This is a genomic window from Pseudomonas sp. MOIL14HWK12:I1, from assembly GCF_000510705.1.
Lineage (GTDB): Bacteria > Pseudomonadota > Gammaproteobacteria > Pseudomonadales > Pseudomonadaceae > Chryseomonas > Chryseomonas oryzihabitans.
Genome location: NZ_AZNY01000013.1, coordinates 1 through 15683 on the forward strand (window position 1 = coordinate 1; position 15683 = coordinate 15683).

The following is a 15683-nucleotide window of genomic DNA, read 5'->3' on the forward strand; positions in this document are numbered from 1 at the left end:
TGCTCCTAGTACGAGAGGACCGGAGTGGACGAACCTCTGGTGTTCCGGTTGTCACGCCAGTGGCATTGCCGGGTAGCTATGTTCGGAAGAGATAACCGCTGAAAGCATCTAAGCGGGAAACTTGCCTCAAGATGAGATCTCACTGGAGCCTTGAGCTTCCTGAAGGGCCGTCGAAGACTACGACGTTGATAGGTCGGGTGTGTAAGCGCTGTGAGGCGTTGAGCTAACCGATACTAATTGCCCGTGAGGCTTGACCATATAACACCCAAACAATCTGACCNCGTGTCAGAGCGTGAGGAAGACGACGCCGAAAACGGGCGCGTGGGTTCGCAAGACCCAAGGACGATACGTCTACTTCGATCACAGACCCAATTGGGCCAGCCAGGCAGCTCCATCACCTGGCAAGCCAACCGAATTGCTTGACGAACATAGAGCATTGGAACCACCTGATCCCTTCCCGAACTCAGAAGTGAAACGATGCATCGCCGATGGTAGTGTGGGGCTTCCCCATGTGAGAGTAGGTCATCGTCAAGCGCCTAACACCCAGCACCCCCGCTCAGTTCATTCTGGCGGGGGTGTTGTCTTTGGGGCGGGAAAAGTTTGGCTGGGCCTCGGGGCGCCTAGGCGCTGGGAGCAGATGATCGGCCAGCGGACACCTGACGCTACGTAGCTGAGGTTGCCCTCACCCTAGCCCTCTCCCGGGGGGAGAGGGGACCAGGAGCGGAGTGGCGGAGAGGTTGGCGCAGGGCCTGCCAGATGTGTGCTGCTGGCATTCCGCAAAGAGCAAAGGAGCTACAACAGCCCGGCTGCGCCGGGCTGTTGCGGCCATGGTGGTCCGCCGATGCGGCCGGTCCTACTAGGAGGCATGCCGTAGGAGCGGCCCATGGCCGCGATAGAGCCTCACCTATAAAAAAGCCCGGCATGCGCCGGGCTTTTTGCCTTCAGGTCGGTGCTCGAGATTACTCCCGGTCACGTTCCAGCAAGGGCTTGAGGAAGTGGCCGGTATAGGACTTCTTGTTTGCCGCGACCTCCTCGGGTGTGCCCGTCGCGATGATCTGACCACCCTTGGAGCCGCCTTCCGGACCGAGGTCTACCAACCAGTCGGCGGTTTTGATGACATCGAGGTTGTGCTCGATCACCACCACGGTATTGCCGTGATCGCGTAGTCGATGCAGCACGTCGAGCAATTGCTGGATATCGGCAAAGTGCAGGCCCGTGGTGGGCTCGTCGAGGATATAGAGCGTCTTGCCGGTATCGCGCTTGGACAGCTCCCGGGCCAGCTTCACACGCTGAGCCTCACCCCCTGACAGCGTCGTGGCGCTCTGGCCGAGACGGATATAGGACAGGCCGACATCAATCAGCGTCTGCAGCTTGCGCGCCAGTGCAGGGATGGACTCGAAGAAGGCATGGGCTTCCTCGATGGTCATGTCCAGGACCTCGGTGATGGTCTTGCCCTTGTACTTCACCTCCAGGGTCTCGCGGTTATATCTCTTGCCCTTGCAGACGTCACAGGCGACGTAGACGTCCGGCAGGAAGTGCATCTCCACCTTGATGACCCCATCGCCCTGGCAGGCCTCGCAGCGGCCACCCTTGACGTTGAAGGAGAAGCGCCCCGGGGTGTAACCGCGAGAACGGGATTCCGGAACGCCGGAAAACAGCTCGCGGATGGGGGTGAAGAGTCCGGTATAGGTCGCCGGGTTGGAGCGTGGAGTCCGGCCGATGGGGCTCTGGTCGATATCCACCACCTTGTCCAGGTGCTGCATGCCGTCGAAGCTGTCGTGGGCAGCGACCTCCAGGGTCGTCGCGCCATTGAGCGCCGTGGCGGTCAGCGGGAAAAGGGTGTTGTTGATCAGGGTCGACTTGCCGGAGCCGGAGACCCCGGTCACGCAGGTCAGCAGGCCAACCGGGATCTCCAGATTGACGTTCTGCAGGTTGTTGCCGCGGGCACCCTTCAGCTTCAGCAGCTTCTTCTTGTCCCGTGGCGTGCGCTTGGCGGGCACCACGATCTTCTTGCGGCCCGACAGGTACTGCCCGGTCACCGAGTCGGGATGCCGCATGACTTGGTCGGGCGTGCCTTCCGCGATGATCTGGCCACCGTGCACTCCAGCGCCCGGGCCGATGTCGATGACATAGTCCGCCAGGCGGATGGCATCCTCGTCGTGCTCGACGACGATGACGGTGTTACCCAGGTCGCGCAGGTGAGTCAGGGTGCCCAGCAGCCGCTCGTTGTCGCGCTGGTGCAGACCAATGGAGGGTTCGTCGAGGATATACATGACGCCTACCAGGCCCGCGCCGATCTGGCTGGCCAGGCGGATACGCTGCGCCTCGCCACCGGAGAGGGTGTCAGCGCTGCGATCCAGGGTCAGGTAGTCCAGGCCGACGTTGACCAGGAACTGCAGGCGCTCGCGGATCTCCTTGAGGATCTTGTCGGCGATCTGCTGCCGCTGGCCCTTGAGGGTAAGGTCCTGGAAGTACTGGGTGGCATCGCCCACGGGCAGACGGGTGACCGCCGGCAGGGTCTTGTCGCCAACCCAGACGTGGCGTGCTTCGCGCCGCAGGCGGGTGCCATTGCAGTCCGGGCAGTGCTGGGTGCTCAGGTACTTGGCCAGCTCTTCGCGCACGCTCTGGGATTCGGTCTCGCGATAACGCCGCTCAAGATTCGGCAGGATGCCTTCGAAGGGGTGGGCACGCTTGACGATATCGCCGCGGTCATTGAGATAGCGGAAGTTGACGCTCTCGCGCCCGGAGCCGCTGAGTACCGCCTTGCGATGCTTGTCATCGAGGCTCTTGAAGGGGGCGTCGAGGCTGAAGCCATAGTGACTCGCCAGCGAGCCGAGCATCTGGAAGTAATAGACGTTGCGTCTGTCCCAGCCGCGGATGGCGCCTTCGCTGAGGCTGAGCTCCTCGTTGACCACCCGGCGGGCGTCGAAGAATTGCTTCACGCCCAGGCCGTCGCAGGTAGGGCAGGCGCCGGCGGGATTGTTGAAGGAAAACAGCTTGGGTTCCAGCTCGCCGATGGAGAAGCCGCAGATCGGGCAGGCGAAGCGCGCGGAGAAGACGATCTCCTCCCCCTTATCGCCTTCCATGGGGGCGATGATGGCGATGTCGTCGGCCAGCTTCAGCGCCGTCTCGAAGGATTCCGCCAGGCGCTGCTGGAGGTCTTCGCGCACCTTGAATCTATCCACCACCACTTCGATGGTGTGCTTCTTCTGCTTGTCGAGCTTGGGCAGCTCGTCCATCTCGTGCAGCCGCCCGTTGACGCGGACGCGGACGAAACCCTGGGCACGCAACTCCTCGAACACCGACAGGTGCTCACCCTTGCGCTCGCGCACGATGGGGGCGAGCAGCATCAACCGCTGGCCTTCCGGCATGGCCAGCACCTGGTCGACCATCTGGCTGACGGTCTGGGCTTCCAGGGGCACATCGTGCTCCGGACAGCGCGGCGTACCGACGCGGGCATAGAGCAGGCGCAGATAGTCGTAGATCTCGGTGATAGTGCCCACGGTGGAACGCGGATTGTGCGAGGTGGACTTCTGCTCGATGGAAATCGCTGGCGACAGGCCTTCGATGGTGTCCACATCGGGCTTTTCCATCATCGACAGGAACTGGCGGGCGTAGGCCGACAGGGACTCCACGTAGCGGCGCTGGCCTTCAGCATAGAGGGTGTCGAACGCCAGCGAAGACTTGCCGGAGCCGGACAGTCCGGTGATGACGATGAGCTTGTCCCGGGGAAGGGTTAGGTCGATGTTCTTCAGATTATGGGTGCGGGCCCCACGGATGAGGATTTTATCCACGTAGACTTCTGCCTCGTTTTGGCGGCGCTTCACTAGAAAAGAGGTCTCGTCCCGGGCTGCGGCTATCTGCCGCGCCTGTGAGAGAGGGGGTAAGGCTGGTAAAATTAACGGCCCGACAGCGGTGATCGGGCGTTCGTGATCCTGGCGGTCGGGAACGTTCGGACGAGCGCTCGGCTATCTTCACCGCTTCCTCCCTAAATGGTCATTGTCACGACTGTTTTAAAGCTGTGTGGCGACGTAAAAGCCTGTCGCCGACGAGAGGATTATCAATGCTCGACAAGCGCAGTGAAGCCATGAACGGCGTCGAACGCCGTGCCGCCTTCGGGCTGGCCCTGGTCTTCGCCTTTCGTATGCTCGGTATGTTCATGGTGCTCCCGGTCCTGGCGACCTATGGTCAGGAGTTGGCGGATGCCACCCCGGCGCTCATCGGCCTCGCCATAGGTGCCTATGGTTTGACCCAGGCGGTTCTGCAAATTCCCCTGGGGACGCTGTCCGATCGCATCGGTCGACGCCCCATCATCATTGGTGGACTGCTGGTGTTCGCCCTTGGTGCCGCCATTGCCGCCAATGCCCACTCGATCTGGGGCGTCATCGCCGGGCGTGTCGTCCAGGGTGGCGGCGCCATTTCGGCGGCCATCATGGCGCTGTTGTCGGATCAGACCCGCGAGCAGCATCGCACCAAGGCCATGGCCACGATCGGCATGAGCATCGGCGTGTCCTTTGCCGTGGCGATGGTGGCCGGCCCCTTGCTGACCCGTGCCTATGGTCTCGCCGGGCTGTTCTGGGCCACCTGCGGACTGGCACTGGTCGGTTTGCTGATCGTGCTGTTCCTGGTGCCGCACCAGGCTTCGCCCTTCACCCATCGGGAGTCGAACCTGGCGCGCCAGGCGCTGGGCGCGACCCTGCGCAATCGCGACCTGCTGCGGCTGGACTTCGGCATCCTGGCGCTGCACGCCGTGCTGATGGCCAGTTTCGTCGTCCTGCCGCTGGCCCTGGCCGAACATGCCGGGCTGCCCAAGGAAGAGCACTGGTGGGTCTATCTCACCGCGCTGGTGGTCGGCTTCTTCGCCATGGTCCCCTTCATCATCTATGGTGAAAAGAAGCGGCGCATGAAGCGCGTGCTGGTGGGCGCCATCAGTGTGCTGGTGCTGTGCGAGCTGTACTTCTTCTTTTTCAGCAACAGCCTGGTGGCCCTGGTCATCGGCATCGTGGTGTTCTTTACCGCCTTCAACCTGCTGGAGGCCTCGCTGCCGTCGCTGGTGAGCAAGGTGGCCCCGGCCGGTGGCAAGGGCACCGCCATGGGGATCTATTCCACCAGTCAGTTCCTTGGTTCCGCGTTGGGCGGTATCCTCGGGGGCTGGTTGTTCCAGCATGGTGGCCTGTCCACCGTCTTCCTGGGTTGTGCGGCGCTTTGCCTGGGATGGGCGGTGGTAGCTGGTACGATGCGGGAACCGCCCTATGTCACCAGTCTGCGTTTGCCGGTTACGCCCGCGCTAGTCAACGACCAGGGATTGGTCGGACGCCTGTTGGCCCTGGCCGGAGTGACCGATGCGGTAGTGGTGGCGGAAGAGCAGGCCGTCTACATCAAGATCGATACTAAAATCGTCGATCGGGCGCAATTGGAGCGACTGGTTAGTCAAACACCGGTCGCCGCTTGATCGACAGCCTCATCAGGAGATTCATATGGCCCGTGGCGTCAATAAAGTCATCCTCGTCGGCAATGCCGGCGCCGATCCCGAAACCCGTTACATGCCCAACGGCAATGCGGTGACCAACGTCACCCTGGCCACCAGCGAAAGCTGGAAGGACAAACAGACCGGTCAGCAGCAGGACCGCACCGAATGGCACCGCGTGGTGTTCTTCGGTCGTCTCGCCGAGATCGCCGGCGAGTACATCCGCAAGGGCTCCCAGGTCTATGTCGAGGGCACTCTGCGTACCCGCAAATGGCAGGGCCAGGACGGTCAGGATCGCTACACCACCGAAATCGTGGTCGACATCAACGGCAACATGCAGTTGCTGGGTGGCCGTGGTGGCAATGCCGGTGGCAGCGACGAATACAACCAGAGCGCGCCTGCGCCCCAGCAGCAGCGTGCCCCCCGTCCGCAGCAGTCGGCCCCGCAGTATGACAACGGTGGCAATGGCGGCAGCGGCAACAGCCGTCCCCAGCAGCAGCCGCAGTCCCGTCCGCAGCAGCAGCCGGCTCAGCAGGACTACGACAGCTTCGACGACGACATCCCGTTCTAATCGACGGGCAAAGAAAAAGGGCAGCCAGTGGCTGCCCTTTCTTTTTGGTGGAGGCGGGGGGATTTGAACCCCCGTCCGCCAGCTCTCCGCTATCGGTTCTACATGCTTAGCCCTGTCTACTGAGTTAACCCATTGCGGCCCGACGGGCAGGGTGCTTTGGGCGAGCTGTATAAGTTTTAGCCGTTACGTCTACAGCGAACTTGGCGGCGATCCTGTTCTATCTGACAGTCGTTTCGGGTTTACAGGCATCCCCTAGCGACTGCTAGCCGCATTAAGCAGCTAGAGCGTAGTTGTCGTCGTTGGCAACTATAAGTTTGCAGCAGCGAATTTACGAGTTCTGCTACCAGCTCGGCATGCCCCTCAAGTTTCGTTACCGGCGTCGAATCCTAATCGCCCCCAAAACTTGCTGGTCGTTCACTATAGGAATTCCGGCCGTCCGACGCAAGTCATTGCTGACGAAACGTTTTTCGGCCGCTTGGCTATTTGGCGTCCTTGCGGATGGCGCGCTGGATCTCGCGGTCGGAATCGCGCTCGCGCTCGGTCGCGCGCTTGTCGAATTCCTTCTTGCCCTTGGCCAGCGCGATCTCGCACTTGACCAGGTGCTTCTTCCAGTAGAGCGACAGGGCGACACAGGCGTAGCCCTTCTGCTGCACGGCGCCAAACAGCTTGCCTAGCTCGCGCTTGTTGAGCAGCAGCTTGCGGGTGCGGGTCGGGTCGGCGATGACATGGGTGCTGGCGGTCTGCAGCGGGGTGATATGGCTGCCCAGCAGCCAGGCTTCGCCGTCCTTGAGCAGCACATAGCTGTCAGTCAGCTGCGCCTTGCCGGCTCTCAGGCTCTTGACCTCCCAGCCTGCCAGGGAAACACCCGCCTCGAAGCGGGTGTCGACGAAGTATTCGTGAAGCGCCTTTTTGTTCTGCGCGATGCTGCCGGGGGAGACTTTCTTTTGCTTGGCCATGATTCCAGGGTACAGCGAGTCAGGGGAAATGTCGCCACGCGCTTGAGCGGGTATGAGCAAACACGGACAATACCGCGGTTCTGGACTGCGGCAGGCTGGTGCGGGAGTAAAATGCGTGCGCCGCCCTCAAATTCAAGGTCCGACACCGATTTCGCTATTCTACGAGGTTCCGATGAGCACGCACATCCAACGTTCGGCGTTGCTGCCCTATCCTGCTTCAGCACTCTATGCGCTGGTTAATGACGTGGACCGTTATCCGGAGTTCCTGCCGTGGTGCTCGTCCGCCCAGATCCTGGAGCAGGACGAAGGCCTGATGCGCGCCGGTCTCACCGTGGCCAAGGGTGGTCTCAGCCAGCAGTTCACGACCCGCAATACCCTGGTGCCGGACGAGTCCATCACCATGGATCTGGAAAAGGGTCCTTTCAAGCAGCTGCACGGCGTCTGGACGTTCAAGGCGCTGGGCGACAAGGCCTGCAAGATTTCCCTGGATCTGTCCTTCGAATACGACAGCGCCATCGTCCGCGCGACCCTGGGCCCGTTGTTCAATCAGGCGGCCAATACCATGGTGGATGCCTTCTGCCAGCGTGCTCGAGCCCTCTATGGCTGAGTGTCTCGCCATCGAGGTGGCGCTGGCGTTGCCGGAGCGGCAATGGCTGTTGCATCTGCAGCTCGAAGAGGGCGCCACGGTCGAGCAGGCGGTGCGGGCGTCGGGGCTGCTCGAGCAGTTGCCACCCGAACAGCGCGAAGCCTTCCGGGTCGGCATCTTTGGCAAGCTGGTAGCCAAGCCGAACGAGCGCAGGCTGATGGCGGGTGACCGGGTGGAGATCTATCGCCCGCTGCTTGCGGACCCCAAGGAAAGTCGCAAGCGGCGCGCGGAAAAGGCCAAGTCCAGGACTGGCCTCTAGCCAGGGATCACTGACCGTCGGTACGGATGCGGTCGGGAGTCGGCACGGCGGCCGGGCGGGCGCTGTCGATCTCTTTCTGGATGTTGTCTTCGGTCGAGCCGGGTACGGCTGGCGCTTCCGGTACGGCAGCGGGTGCCGAGGGTTGCGCCGGGGTGGTGGGATCCATGGTGGTGCCGCTGTCGGTACCCATGATCTGCTGTTCGCGGCTGGTGCCGGGCATGAAGTCGCCAGCCAGGCCGCTCAGTTGATTGTCGCCGTTGAACACCAGGCTGACACGCTCCTGCTTACGCTGACCGCCGGCGGCTTGCAGGCTGTACAGATAGTCCCAGCGATTGGGATGGAAGGTGTCTTGGATCAGCGGCGAACCCATGATAAACCGGACTTGTTGTCGGGTCATTCCGGGGCGCAACTGGTCTATCATGTCCTGGGTGACGACGTTGCCCTGTTGGATGTCGATCTTGTAAACCCCCGGCAGAGAGCAGCCGGCGAGCATGGCTAGGCCCATCAGAGAGAGCCCGGTCAGCGTTTGCTTGAGGTTTTGCATCGGTGGGAGACTTCCACTATCTTGCTGGGCAACGAAGCACCGATCATACCCGTATTCCCGAGGGCTGCGAAAGCACTCGGCACCGAGAAAGAGCATGGTAGAGAACAACGAACTCCGCAAAGCGGGTCTGAAAGTGACCCTGCCGCGCGTCAAGATATTGCAGATGCTGGACACCACCGAGCAGCGCCACATGAGCGCCGAAGACGTTTACAAGGCGCTCATGGAAGCGGGCGAGGATGTGGGACTGGCAACGGTCTATCGGGTCCTCACCCAGTTCGAAGCGGCCGGTCTGGTGGTGCGCCACAATTTCGACGGCGGCCATGCCGTGTTCGAGTTGGCCGACACCGGCCACCATGATCACATGGTGGATGTGGATACCGGCGAAGTCATCGAGTTCACCGATGCCTCGATCGAAAAGCGTCAGCGCGAGATCGTCGAAGAGCATGGTTTCGAACTGGTCGATCACAACCTGGTGCTGTACATCCGCCAGCGCAAGTGAAGACCCGGACATGAAAAAGGCGACCTTCGAGTCGCCTTTTTCATGTCCGGTGGCTGCCTGCGTCTAGCGGCTCACCACCAGCTTGCGAGCGTGGGCCAGGGATTCACGGGTCAGGTCGACACCACCCAGCATGCGCGCCACCTCTTCCACGCGCCGTGCGCGGTCGAGCTTGGCCACCGCGGTACGCGTCTCGTCGGTGCCGCGCTCCTTGTGCACGAACAGGTGCTGATGACCCTGGGCCGCCACCTGGGGCAGGTGGGTCACCGTCAGCACCTGGCCGCGCTCGCCCAGTTGCCGCAGCAGCTGGCCGACCACCTCGGCGGTGGGGCCGCCGATACCCACGTCCACCTCGTCGAACACCAGGGTGGGTGTGCGCGAGGTCTGGGCGGTGATGACCTGGATGGCCAGGCTGATACGCGACAGTTCACCACCGGAGGCGACCTTGGCCAGCGGGCGCAGGGGCTGGCCCGGGTTGGCGCTGACGCGGAATTCGACGCCTTCGTTGCCCAGCGGCTGGGGTTCGCCGGTACTGCCTGGCGTGAGGGTGATGCTGAAGCGGCCACCCGGCATGCCCAGGCGCTGCATCTCGGTCTCGACCGCGGCCGCGAGCTCCGGCGCCCGTTGCTCGCGCAGACGACTCAGTTCGCCGGCCTTCTCCTGGTAGTGGCGCTCGAAGGCCGTCAGTTCTTCCTGCAGGCGCTCCAGGGCGACGTCGTCGGCGTCCAGGGATTGCAATTCGTTGCGCAGCTGTTCGTGCAGCTCCAGCAGGGCCTCGGGCTGGACCCGGTGCTTGCGGGCAAGGCTGTAGACACTATCCAGGCGCTCCTGCACCGCCTGCTGGCGCTCCGGGTCGGCTTCGAAATGATCGACGAAGCGATTGAGTTCGTTCATCGCCTCCTCGATCTGGATCTGGGCGGAGGCGAGCAGGTTGCTGGCCTCCTGGATCTGCGCCGGCGGGCGGTCGAAGGCGGTCAGGCGCGCCACGCTGGCATTGAGCGCCGACAGGGCATTGCCCTGCTCGTTTTCGGTACAGAGGTCCATGGCCTGGCGGCAGGCCAGCAGGATGTGCTCGGCACTCGCCAGATCGCTCTGCTCCTGTTCCAGGGCTTGCAACTCGCCCTCGGCCAGGGCGAGGTTGTCGAGTTCTTCGAGCTGGTAGCTGAGCAGCTGATGGCGGGCGCGTTGCTCGTCGCCGTTGCGGGTCAGGCGTTCTAGCGTCTGGCGCACCTGGCGCCAGCGCTGGGCCGCGAGCTGCACCTGGCGGACCAGCTCGCCCGCGCCGGCGTATTCGTCCAGCAGGCGGCGATGGGTGTCGAGGCCGAGCAATGACTGGTGCTCGTGCTGGCTGTGGATATCGATCAGCAGGCCGCCGAGGGTCTTGAGATCGGCCAGCGGGCAGGGCGAGCCATTGATATAGCCGCGCGAGCGCCCTTCGCGGGTGATGACGCGGCGCAGCAGGCAGGGGCCGTCCTGCTCCAGGTCGCGCTCGGCGAGCCACTGGCGCGCTTCGGGGATATCGGTGGTGTCGAAGCTGGCCAGGACATCGGCCTTGTCGGCGCCGGGCCTGACCGCATCGCTGTCGGCGCGATCGCCCAGGGTGAGGCCGAGGGCGTCCAGCATGATGGACTTGCCGGCGCCGGTTTCACCAGTGATCACGGTCATGCCGCGCTCGAGGTCGAGGTCGAGGTGTTCGACGATGGCGTAATTGCGGACGGACAGATGCACCAGCATGCGACGATCTCCGAAGGCGGTTTTCTGGTTGTTTATACAGTGCCTCTCGGGCACTGGCAATCCATACAGCTCTTGAAGCGCCGGCCGGCGGCCCCATATAGGCGCCATCGATCAAGGCGATGTCCGTTAGAGGGCGCGCCCACCGGCAATATCACAGGAGGACTCCATGGCCGACGAACAGAACTCCCAGACCCCCGAGCACGAAGCCGCCCAGGGCGACGTCCAGCACGAGGATCTCGCCGCCCGCGTCGCCACGCTCGAAGAGCAGCTCGCCGCGGCCCAGGACCAGTCGCTGCGCAGCGTCGCCGAACTGCAGAACGTGCGTCGTCGCGCCGAGCAGGATGTGGAGAAGGCGCATAAGTTCGCCCTGGAAAAATTCGCTGGCGACCTGCTGCCGGTGCTCGACAGCCTGGAGCGTGGCCTGGAGCTGTCCAACGCCACCGACGAGACCTTGAAGCCCATGCGTGAAGGCATGGAGCTGACCCTGAAGATGCTGCAGGACACCCTCAAGCGCTATCAGGTCGAGGCCGTCGATCCCCACGGCGCGCCCTTCAATCCGGAACACCACCAGGCCATGGCCATGGAGGAGAGCGCCACCGCCGAGCCGGGCAGCGTCCTCAAGGTGTTTCAAAAGGGCTATCTGCTCAATGGTCGCCTGCTGCGGCCGGCGATGGTGGTCGTCAGCAAGGCACCTGCAGCGCAGCAGCCGAGCATCGACGAAAAGGCTTGAAATTCTTTCGCTCGGCCCCATCTGGTAGGCAAGCGAACATCAAAGGCCCCCTGAGCGGGCCGCGCGGAATCTGAGATTTCTGGAGAAGACTACATGGGCAAGATCATCGGTATCGACCTGGGGACCACCAACTCCTGCGTCGCGATCCTCGAAAACGGCAACGTCAAGGTACTGGAAAACGCCGAAGGCACCCGTACCACGCCGTCCATCATCGCCTACACCAACGACGGCGAGACCCTGGTTGGCCAGCCGGCCAAGCGCCAGGCGGTGACCAATCCGCAGAACACCCTGTACGCGGTCAAGCGTCTGATCGGCCGGCGTTATGAAGAAAACGTCGTGCAGAAAGACATCCAGATGGTCCCCTACAAGATCGTCAAGGCGGACAACGGTGACGCCTGGGTCGAGGCCAAGGGCCAGAAGATGGCGCCGCCGCAGGTGTCTGCCGAAGTCCTGAAGAAGATGAAGAAGACCGCCGAGGACTACCTGGGCGAAGCCGTGACCGAAGCGGTCATCACCGTCCCGGCCTACTTCAACGACAGCCAGCGCCAGGCCACCAAGGATGCCGGTCGCATCGCGGGTCTGGACGTCAAGCGCATCATCAACGAGCCCACCGCGGCTGCCCTGGCCTATGGCCTGGACAAGGCCAAGGGCGACCACACCGTGATCGTCTATGACCTGGGCGGCGGTACCTTCGACGTCTCGGTCATCGAGATCGCCGAGGTCGACGGTGAGCATCAGTTCGAGGTGCTGGCCACCAATGGCGACACCTTCCTGGGCGGCGAAGACTTCGACATCCGCCTGATCGACTACCTCGTCGAGGAATTCAAGAAAGAAAGCGGCATGAACCTCAAGGGTGACCCGCTGGCCATGCAGCGCCTGAAGGAAGCTGCGGAAAAAGCCAAGATCGAGCTGTCCTCGGCTACCCAGACCGACGTCAACCTGCCCTATATCACCGCCGATGCCAGCGGTCCCAAGCACCTGAACGTCAAGGTCTCCCGCGCCAAGCTGGAGTCCCTGGTGGAAGAGCTGGTCGAGCGCACTATCGAGCCCTGCCGCACGGCGTTGAAGGACTCCGGTCTGGACGTCTCCGACATCCACGAGGTCATCCTGGTGGGCGGTCAGACCCGCATGCCGCTGGTGCAGAAGCGCGTGGCCGACTTCTTCGGCAAGGAAGCGCGCAAGGACGTCAACCCGGACGAAGCCGTCGCCATCGGTGCCGCCATCCAGGGCGCCGTGCTGGCCGGTGACGTCAAGGACGTCCTGCTGCTGGACGTCACCCCGCTGACCCTGGGCATCGAGACCATGGGTGGTGTGATGACCGCGCTGATCGAGAAGAACACCACCATCCCGACCAAGAAGTCGCAGGTATTCTCCACCGCCGACGACAACCAGGGCGCCGTGACCATCCACGTGCTGCAGGGCGAGCGCAAGCAGGCCGCGCAGAACAAGTCGCTGGGCAAGTTCGACCTGGCCGAGATCCCGCCGGCGCCGCGTGGCGTACCGCAGATCGAGGTGACCTTCGACATCGACGCCAACGGCATCCTCAACGTGTCCGCCAAGGACAAGGCCACCGGCAAGCAGCAGTCCATCGTCATCAAGGCGTCCTCCGGTCTGTCCGAGGAAGAGATTCAGCAGATGGTGCGTGACGCCGAGGCCAATGCCGACGAGGATCGCAAGTTCGAAGAGCTGGCCGCGGCCCGCAACCAGGGTGATGCCCTGGTGCACGGTACCCGCAAGATGCTGACCGAGGCGGGCGACAAGGCCACCGCGGAAGAGAAGAGCACCATCGAGAAGGCCATTGGCGAACTGGAAACCGCCGTACGCGGTGACGACAAGGACGCCATCGAAGCCAAGATGAATGCCCTGTCCCAGGCCTCCGCGCCGCTGGCCCAGAAGCTCTATTCCGAGCAGGGCGCTGGCGCCGGTGCCGAAGGCGCCTCGGCCAAGGCGGACGGTGATGCCAAGAAGCCCGGCGACGACGTGGTCGATGCCGAGTTCGAGGAAGTGAAGGACAACAAGTAAGCCCCGTGCTTACCGCACCTGGCGGGCTTCGGCCCGTCGGATCCGCCACGCGGGAGCCTGCTCCCGCGTTGGCGTGTCTGGAGGGTGAGAAAATTTAAGGTGCAGAAAGTCTATGGCCAAACGTGATTACTATGAGGTGCTCGGGGTCGAGCGCGGCGCCAGCGAAGCCGAGCTCAAGAAGGCCTACCGACGCCTGGCGATGAAATACCACCCGGATCGCAATCCGGGGGACGCGGCTGCCGAAGAGCAGTTCAAGGAGGCCGCCGAGGCCTACGAAGTGCTGTCCGATGCGGGCAAGCGCTCGGCCTACGACCAGTACGGCCATGCTGGCGTCGATCCGAGCATGGGCGGCGGCGGTTTCGGTGGCGCGGCGGGAGGCGCGAGCTTCTCCGACATCTTCGGCGATGTCTTCAGCGACTTCTTTGGCGGACGCGGTGGCGCCGGTGGACGCGGCGGCCCGCAGCGCGGTGCCGACCTGCGCTACACCCTGGACCTGGATCTGGAAGAGGCGGTGCGTGGGACCACGGTCACCATTCGCGTGCCAACCCTGGTCGAGTGCAAGGTCTGCGATGGCAATGGCGCCAAGCCGGGTACCTCGGCGTCCACCTGCCCCACCTGCGGTGGCATCGGCCAGGTGCGCATGCAGCAGGGCTTCTTCTCGGTCCAGCAGACCTGCCCGCGCTGCCACGGCAGCGGCAAGATCATTCCCGAGCCCTGCAACGCCTGTCATGGTCAGGGGCGCGTGGAAGAGCAGAAGACCCTGTCGGTCAAGGTGCCCGCAGGCGTCGACACCGGCGACCGCATCCGCCTGACCGGCGAAGGCGAGGCGGGGACCCTAGGTGGCCCCAGTGGCGACCTCTATGTCGTGGTCAATGTGCGCGAGCACTCGATCTTCCAGCGCGACGGCAAGCACCTCTATTGCGAGGTGCCGATCAACTTCACCGACGCCGCCCTGGGTGGCGAGCTGGAAGTGCCGACCCTGGATGGCCGCGTCAAGCTGAAGATTCCCGAGGGCACCCAGACCGGCAAGATGTTCCGCCTGCGCGGCAAGGGCGTGACGCCCGTGCGTGGCGGTGGCGCCGGCGATCTGATGTGCAAGGTGGTGGTGGAGACTCCGGTCAACCTGAGTCGGCGCCAGCGCGAGCTGCTCGAGGAATTCCGCAACACCCTGCAGAGCGACAGCTCCCATTCGCCCCGGGCCAGTGGCTGGTTCGACGGCATGAAGCGCTTCTTCGACGACCTCTAAACCGGCAGGGGCGCCGTCGCGAGGCGGCGCCCGGCCAGCAGCCTGGAGCTGATGATGCGACGTATAGCTGTAATGGGCGCCGCGGGGCGCATGGGCAAGACCCTGATCGAAGCGGTCCAGCAGACCCAGGGCGCTGCCGGTCTCACCGCCGCGGTGGATCGCCCGGAAAGCAGTCTGGTAGGTGCCGACGCCGGCGAACTCGCCGGTATCGGCCGAAACGGGGTGATGCTGTCGGGCGATCTGGCGCGGGTGCTGGATGATTTCGATGTGCTCATCGACTTCACCCATCCCAACGTGACCCTGCAGAATCTGGCGCTCTGCCGCAAGGCCAGGAAGGCCATGGTGATCGGCACCACCGGCTTCACCGCCGAGCAGAAGCTGACCCTGCTGGAAGCGAGCAAGGAAATTCCCATCGTCTTCGCCGCCAACTTCAGCGTCGGCGTCAATCTCTGCCTCAAGCTGCTCGACACCGCCGCCCGCGTGCTGGGTGACGAGGTCGACATCGAGATCATCGAGGCGCACCACAGGCACAAGGTCGATGCGCCTTCGGGGACCGCCTTGCGCATGGGCGAGGTCGTTGCCCAGGCGCTGGGTCGCGATCTGGAAGAGGTGGCCGTCTATGGCCGCGAAGGTCAGACCGGTGCCCGCGACCGCCAGACCATCGGCTTCGCCACCGTGCGCGCTGGCGACGTGGTGGGCGATCACACGGTGCTGTTCGCCAGCGAAGGCGAGCGGGTCGAGATCACCCACAAGGCCTCCAGCCGCATGACCTTCGCCAAGGGCGCGGTGCGCGCGGCCCTCTGGCTCAAGGACAAACAGCCGGCGCTATATGACATGCAGGACGTGCTGGAGTTGCGCTGATCCCCTTGCGGGGGTGCCAGCCGTGATCAATTCGTGTACAATGCAGCTTTAGTGTATCCACTAAAAGCTAGCGCAGAATGAAATCACAACATTAAAACGGGATGACTCTTCGAGATGTCATCCCGTTTTTTTGCACCCTGCGTTTGCCCGC

General features: G+C 63.4%; 13 protein-coding genes, 2 rRNA genes and 1 other RNA gene. 11 read left to right on the forward strand and 5 right to left on the reverse strand.

Translation table 11 applies throughout. The features are described 5' to 3' along the window. Window positions 1–258 (forward strand): 23S ribosomal RNA (locus tag PSEK12I1_RS0109325); the annotation flags it as partial. Between the two features lie 160 nt (window positions 259–418). Beyond that, window positions 419–534 (forward strand): 5S ribosomal RNA (gene rrf, locus PSEK12I1_RS0109330). Between the two features lie 425 nt (window positions 535–959). Here the strand turns inward: rrf and uvrA are convergent. Next, window positions 960–3794 (reverse strand): excinuclease ABC subunit UvrA, encoded by a 2835-nt coding sequence (gene uvrA, locus PSEK12I1_RS0109335; protein WP_027601357.1) that lies wholly within the window; start codon window positions 3792–3794, stop codon window positions 960–962. A 269-nt stretch (window positions 3795–4063) separates the two neighbouring features. On the opposite strand from uvrA, the gene PSEK12I1_RS0109340 reads away from it, so the two are divergent. Both PSEK12I1_RS0109340 and ssb read left to right on the forward strand, forming a co-directional pair. Beyond that, window positions 4064–5452: an MFS transporter gene (locus PSEK12I1_RS0109340; protein WP_027601358.1), complete on the forward strand. Its 1389-nt coding sequence runs from the start codon at window positions 4064–4066 to the stop codon at window positions 5450–5452. A 25-nt stretch (window positions 5453–5477) separates the two neighbouring features. Beyond that, window positions 5478–6038 (forward strand): single-stranded DNA-binding protein, encoded by a 561-nt coding sequence (ssb, locus tag PSEK12I1_RS0109345; protein WP_027601359.1) that lies wholly within the window; start codon window positions 5478–5480, stop codon window positions 6036–6038. Window positions 6039–6083: 45 nt separating this feature from the next. Here ssb and ssrA read toward each other — a convergent pair. Both ssrA and smpB read right to left on the reverse strand, forming a co-directional pair. Beyond that, window positions 6084–6436, reverse strand: a transfer-messenger RNA (tmRNA) gene (gene ssrA / locus PSEK12I1_RS24300). 81 nt (window positions 6437–6517) lie between these two features. Then, window positions 6518–6994, reverse strand: a complete 477-nt coding sequence (gene smpB / locus PSEK12I1_RS0109350) for an SsrA-binding protein SmpB (RefSeq protein ID WP_007162671.1) — start codon at window positions 6992–6994, stop codon at window positions 6518–6520. 172 nt (window positions 6995–7166) lie between these two features. Between smpB and PSEK12I1_RS0109355 the strand changes: the two genes are divergently transcribed. Further along, window positions 7167–7601: a type II toxin-antitoxin system RatA family toxin gene (locus PSEK12I1_RS0109355; protein ID WP_027599125.1), complete on the forward strand. Its 435-nt coding sequence runs from the start codon at window positions 7167–7169 to the stop codon at window positions 7599–7601. Continuing rightward, entirely contained in the window at window positions 7594–7899 is a 306-nt protein-coding gene (locus tag PSEK12I1_RS0109360) for an RnfH family protein (protein ID WP_027601360.1), read from the forward strand. Before PSEK12I1_RS0109355 ends, PSEK12I1_RS0109360 begins: the two co-directional genes overlap by 8 nt. Window positions 7900–7906: 7 nt before the next feature. On the opposite strand, the gene PSEK12I1_RS0109365 is transcribed toward PSEK12I1_RS0109360, so the two are convergent. Then, window positions 7907–8443 (reverse strand): outer membrane protein assembly factor BamE, encoded by a 537-nt coding sequence (locus PSEK12I1_RS0109365; protein ID WP_027601361.1) that lies wholly within the window; start codon window positions 8441–8443, stop codon window positions 7907–7909. Between the two features lie 94 nt (window positions 8444–8537). Here PSEK12I1_RS0109365 and fur point away from each other — a divergent pair, with 94 nt between their 5' ends. Beyond that, a complete protein-coding gene (fur, locus tag PSEK12I1_RS0109370; protein WP_007162667.1) occupies window positions 8538–8942 on the forward strand; it encodes a ferric iron uptake transcriptional regulator in 405 nt (134 codons plus the stop codon). A 63-nt stretch (window positions 8943–9005) separates the two neighbouring features. Here fur and recN read toward each other — a convergent pair whose 3' ends face one another. After that, a complete protein-coding gene (gene recN / locus PSEK12I1_RS0109375; protein ID WP_007162666.1) occupies window positions 9006–10673 on the reverse strand; it encodes a DNA repair protein RecN in 1668 nt (555 codons plus the stop codon). A 166-nt stretch (window positions 10674–10839) separates the two neighbouring features. On the opposite strand from recN, the gene grpE reads away from it, so the two are divergent. From grpE to dapB, 4 genes are all read left to right on the forward strand, one after another. Next, a complete protein-coding gene (grpE, locus tag PSEK12I1_RS0109380; RefSeq protein ID WP_007162665.1) occupies window positions 10840–11403 on the forward strand; it encodes a nucleotide exchange factor GrpE in 564 nt (187 codons plus the stop codon). 93 nt (window positions 11404–11496) lie between these two features. Then, window positions 11497–13425, forward strand: coding sequence for a molecular chaperone DnaK (gene dnaK, locus PSEK12I1_RS0109385; protein ID WP_007162664.1), 1929 nt, complete (start codon window positions 11497–11499; stop codon window positions 13423–13425). Between the two features lie 112 nt (window positions 13426–13537). Next, a complete protein-coding gene (gene dnaJ, locus PSEK12I1_RS0109390) occupies window positions 13538–14671 on the forward strand; it encodes a molecular chaperone DnaJ (RefSeq protein WP_007162663.1) in 1134 nt (377 codons plus the stop codon). 54 nt (window positions 14672–14725) lie between these two features. Further along, window positions 14726–15532, forward strand: a complete 807-nt coding sequence (gene dapB, locus PSEK12I1_RS0109395) for a 4-hydroxy-tetrahydrodipicolinate reductase (RefSeq protein ID WP_007162662.1) — start codon at window positions 14726–14728, stop codon at window positions 15530–15532. The last annotated feature ends 151 nt before the right edge of the window (window positions 15533–15683 follow it).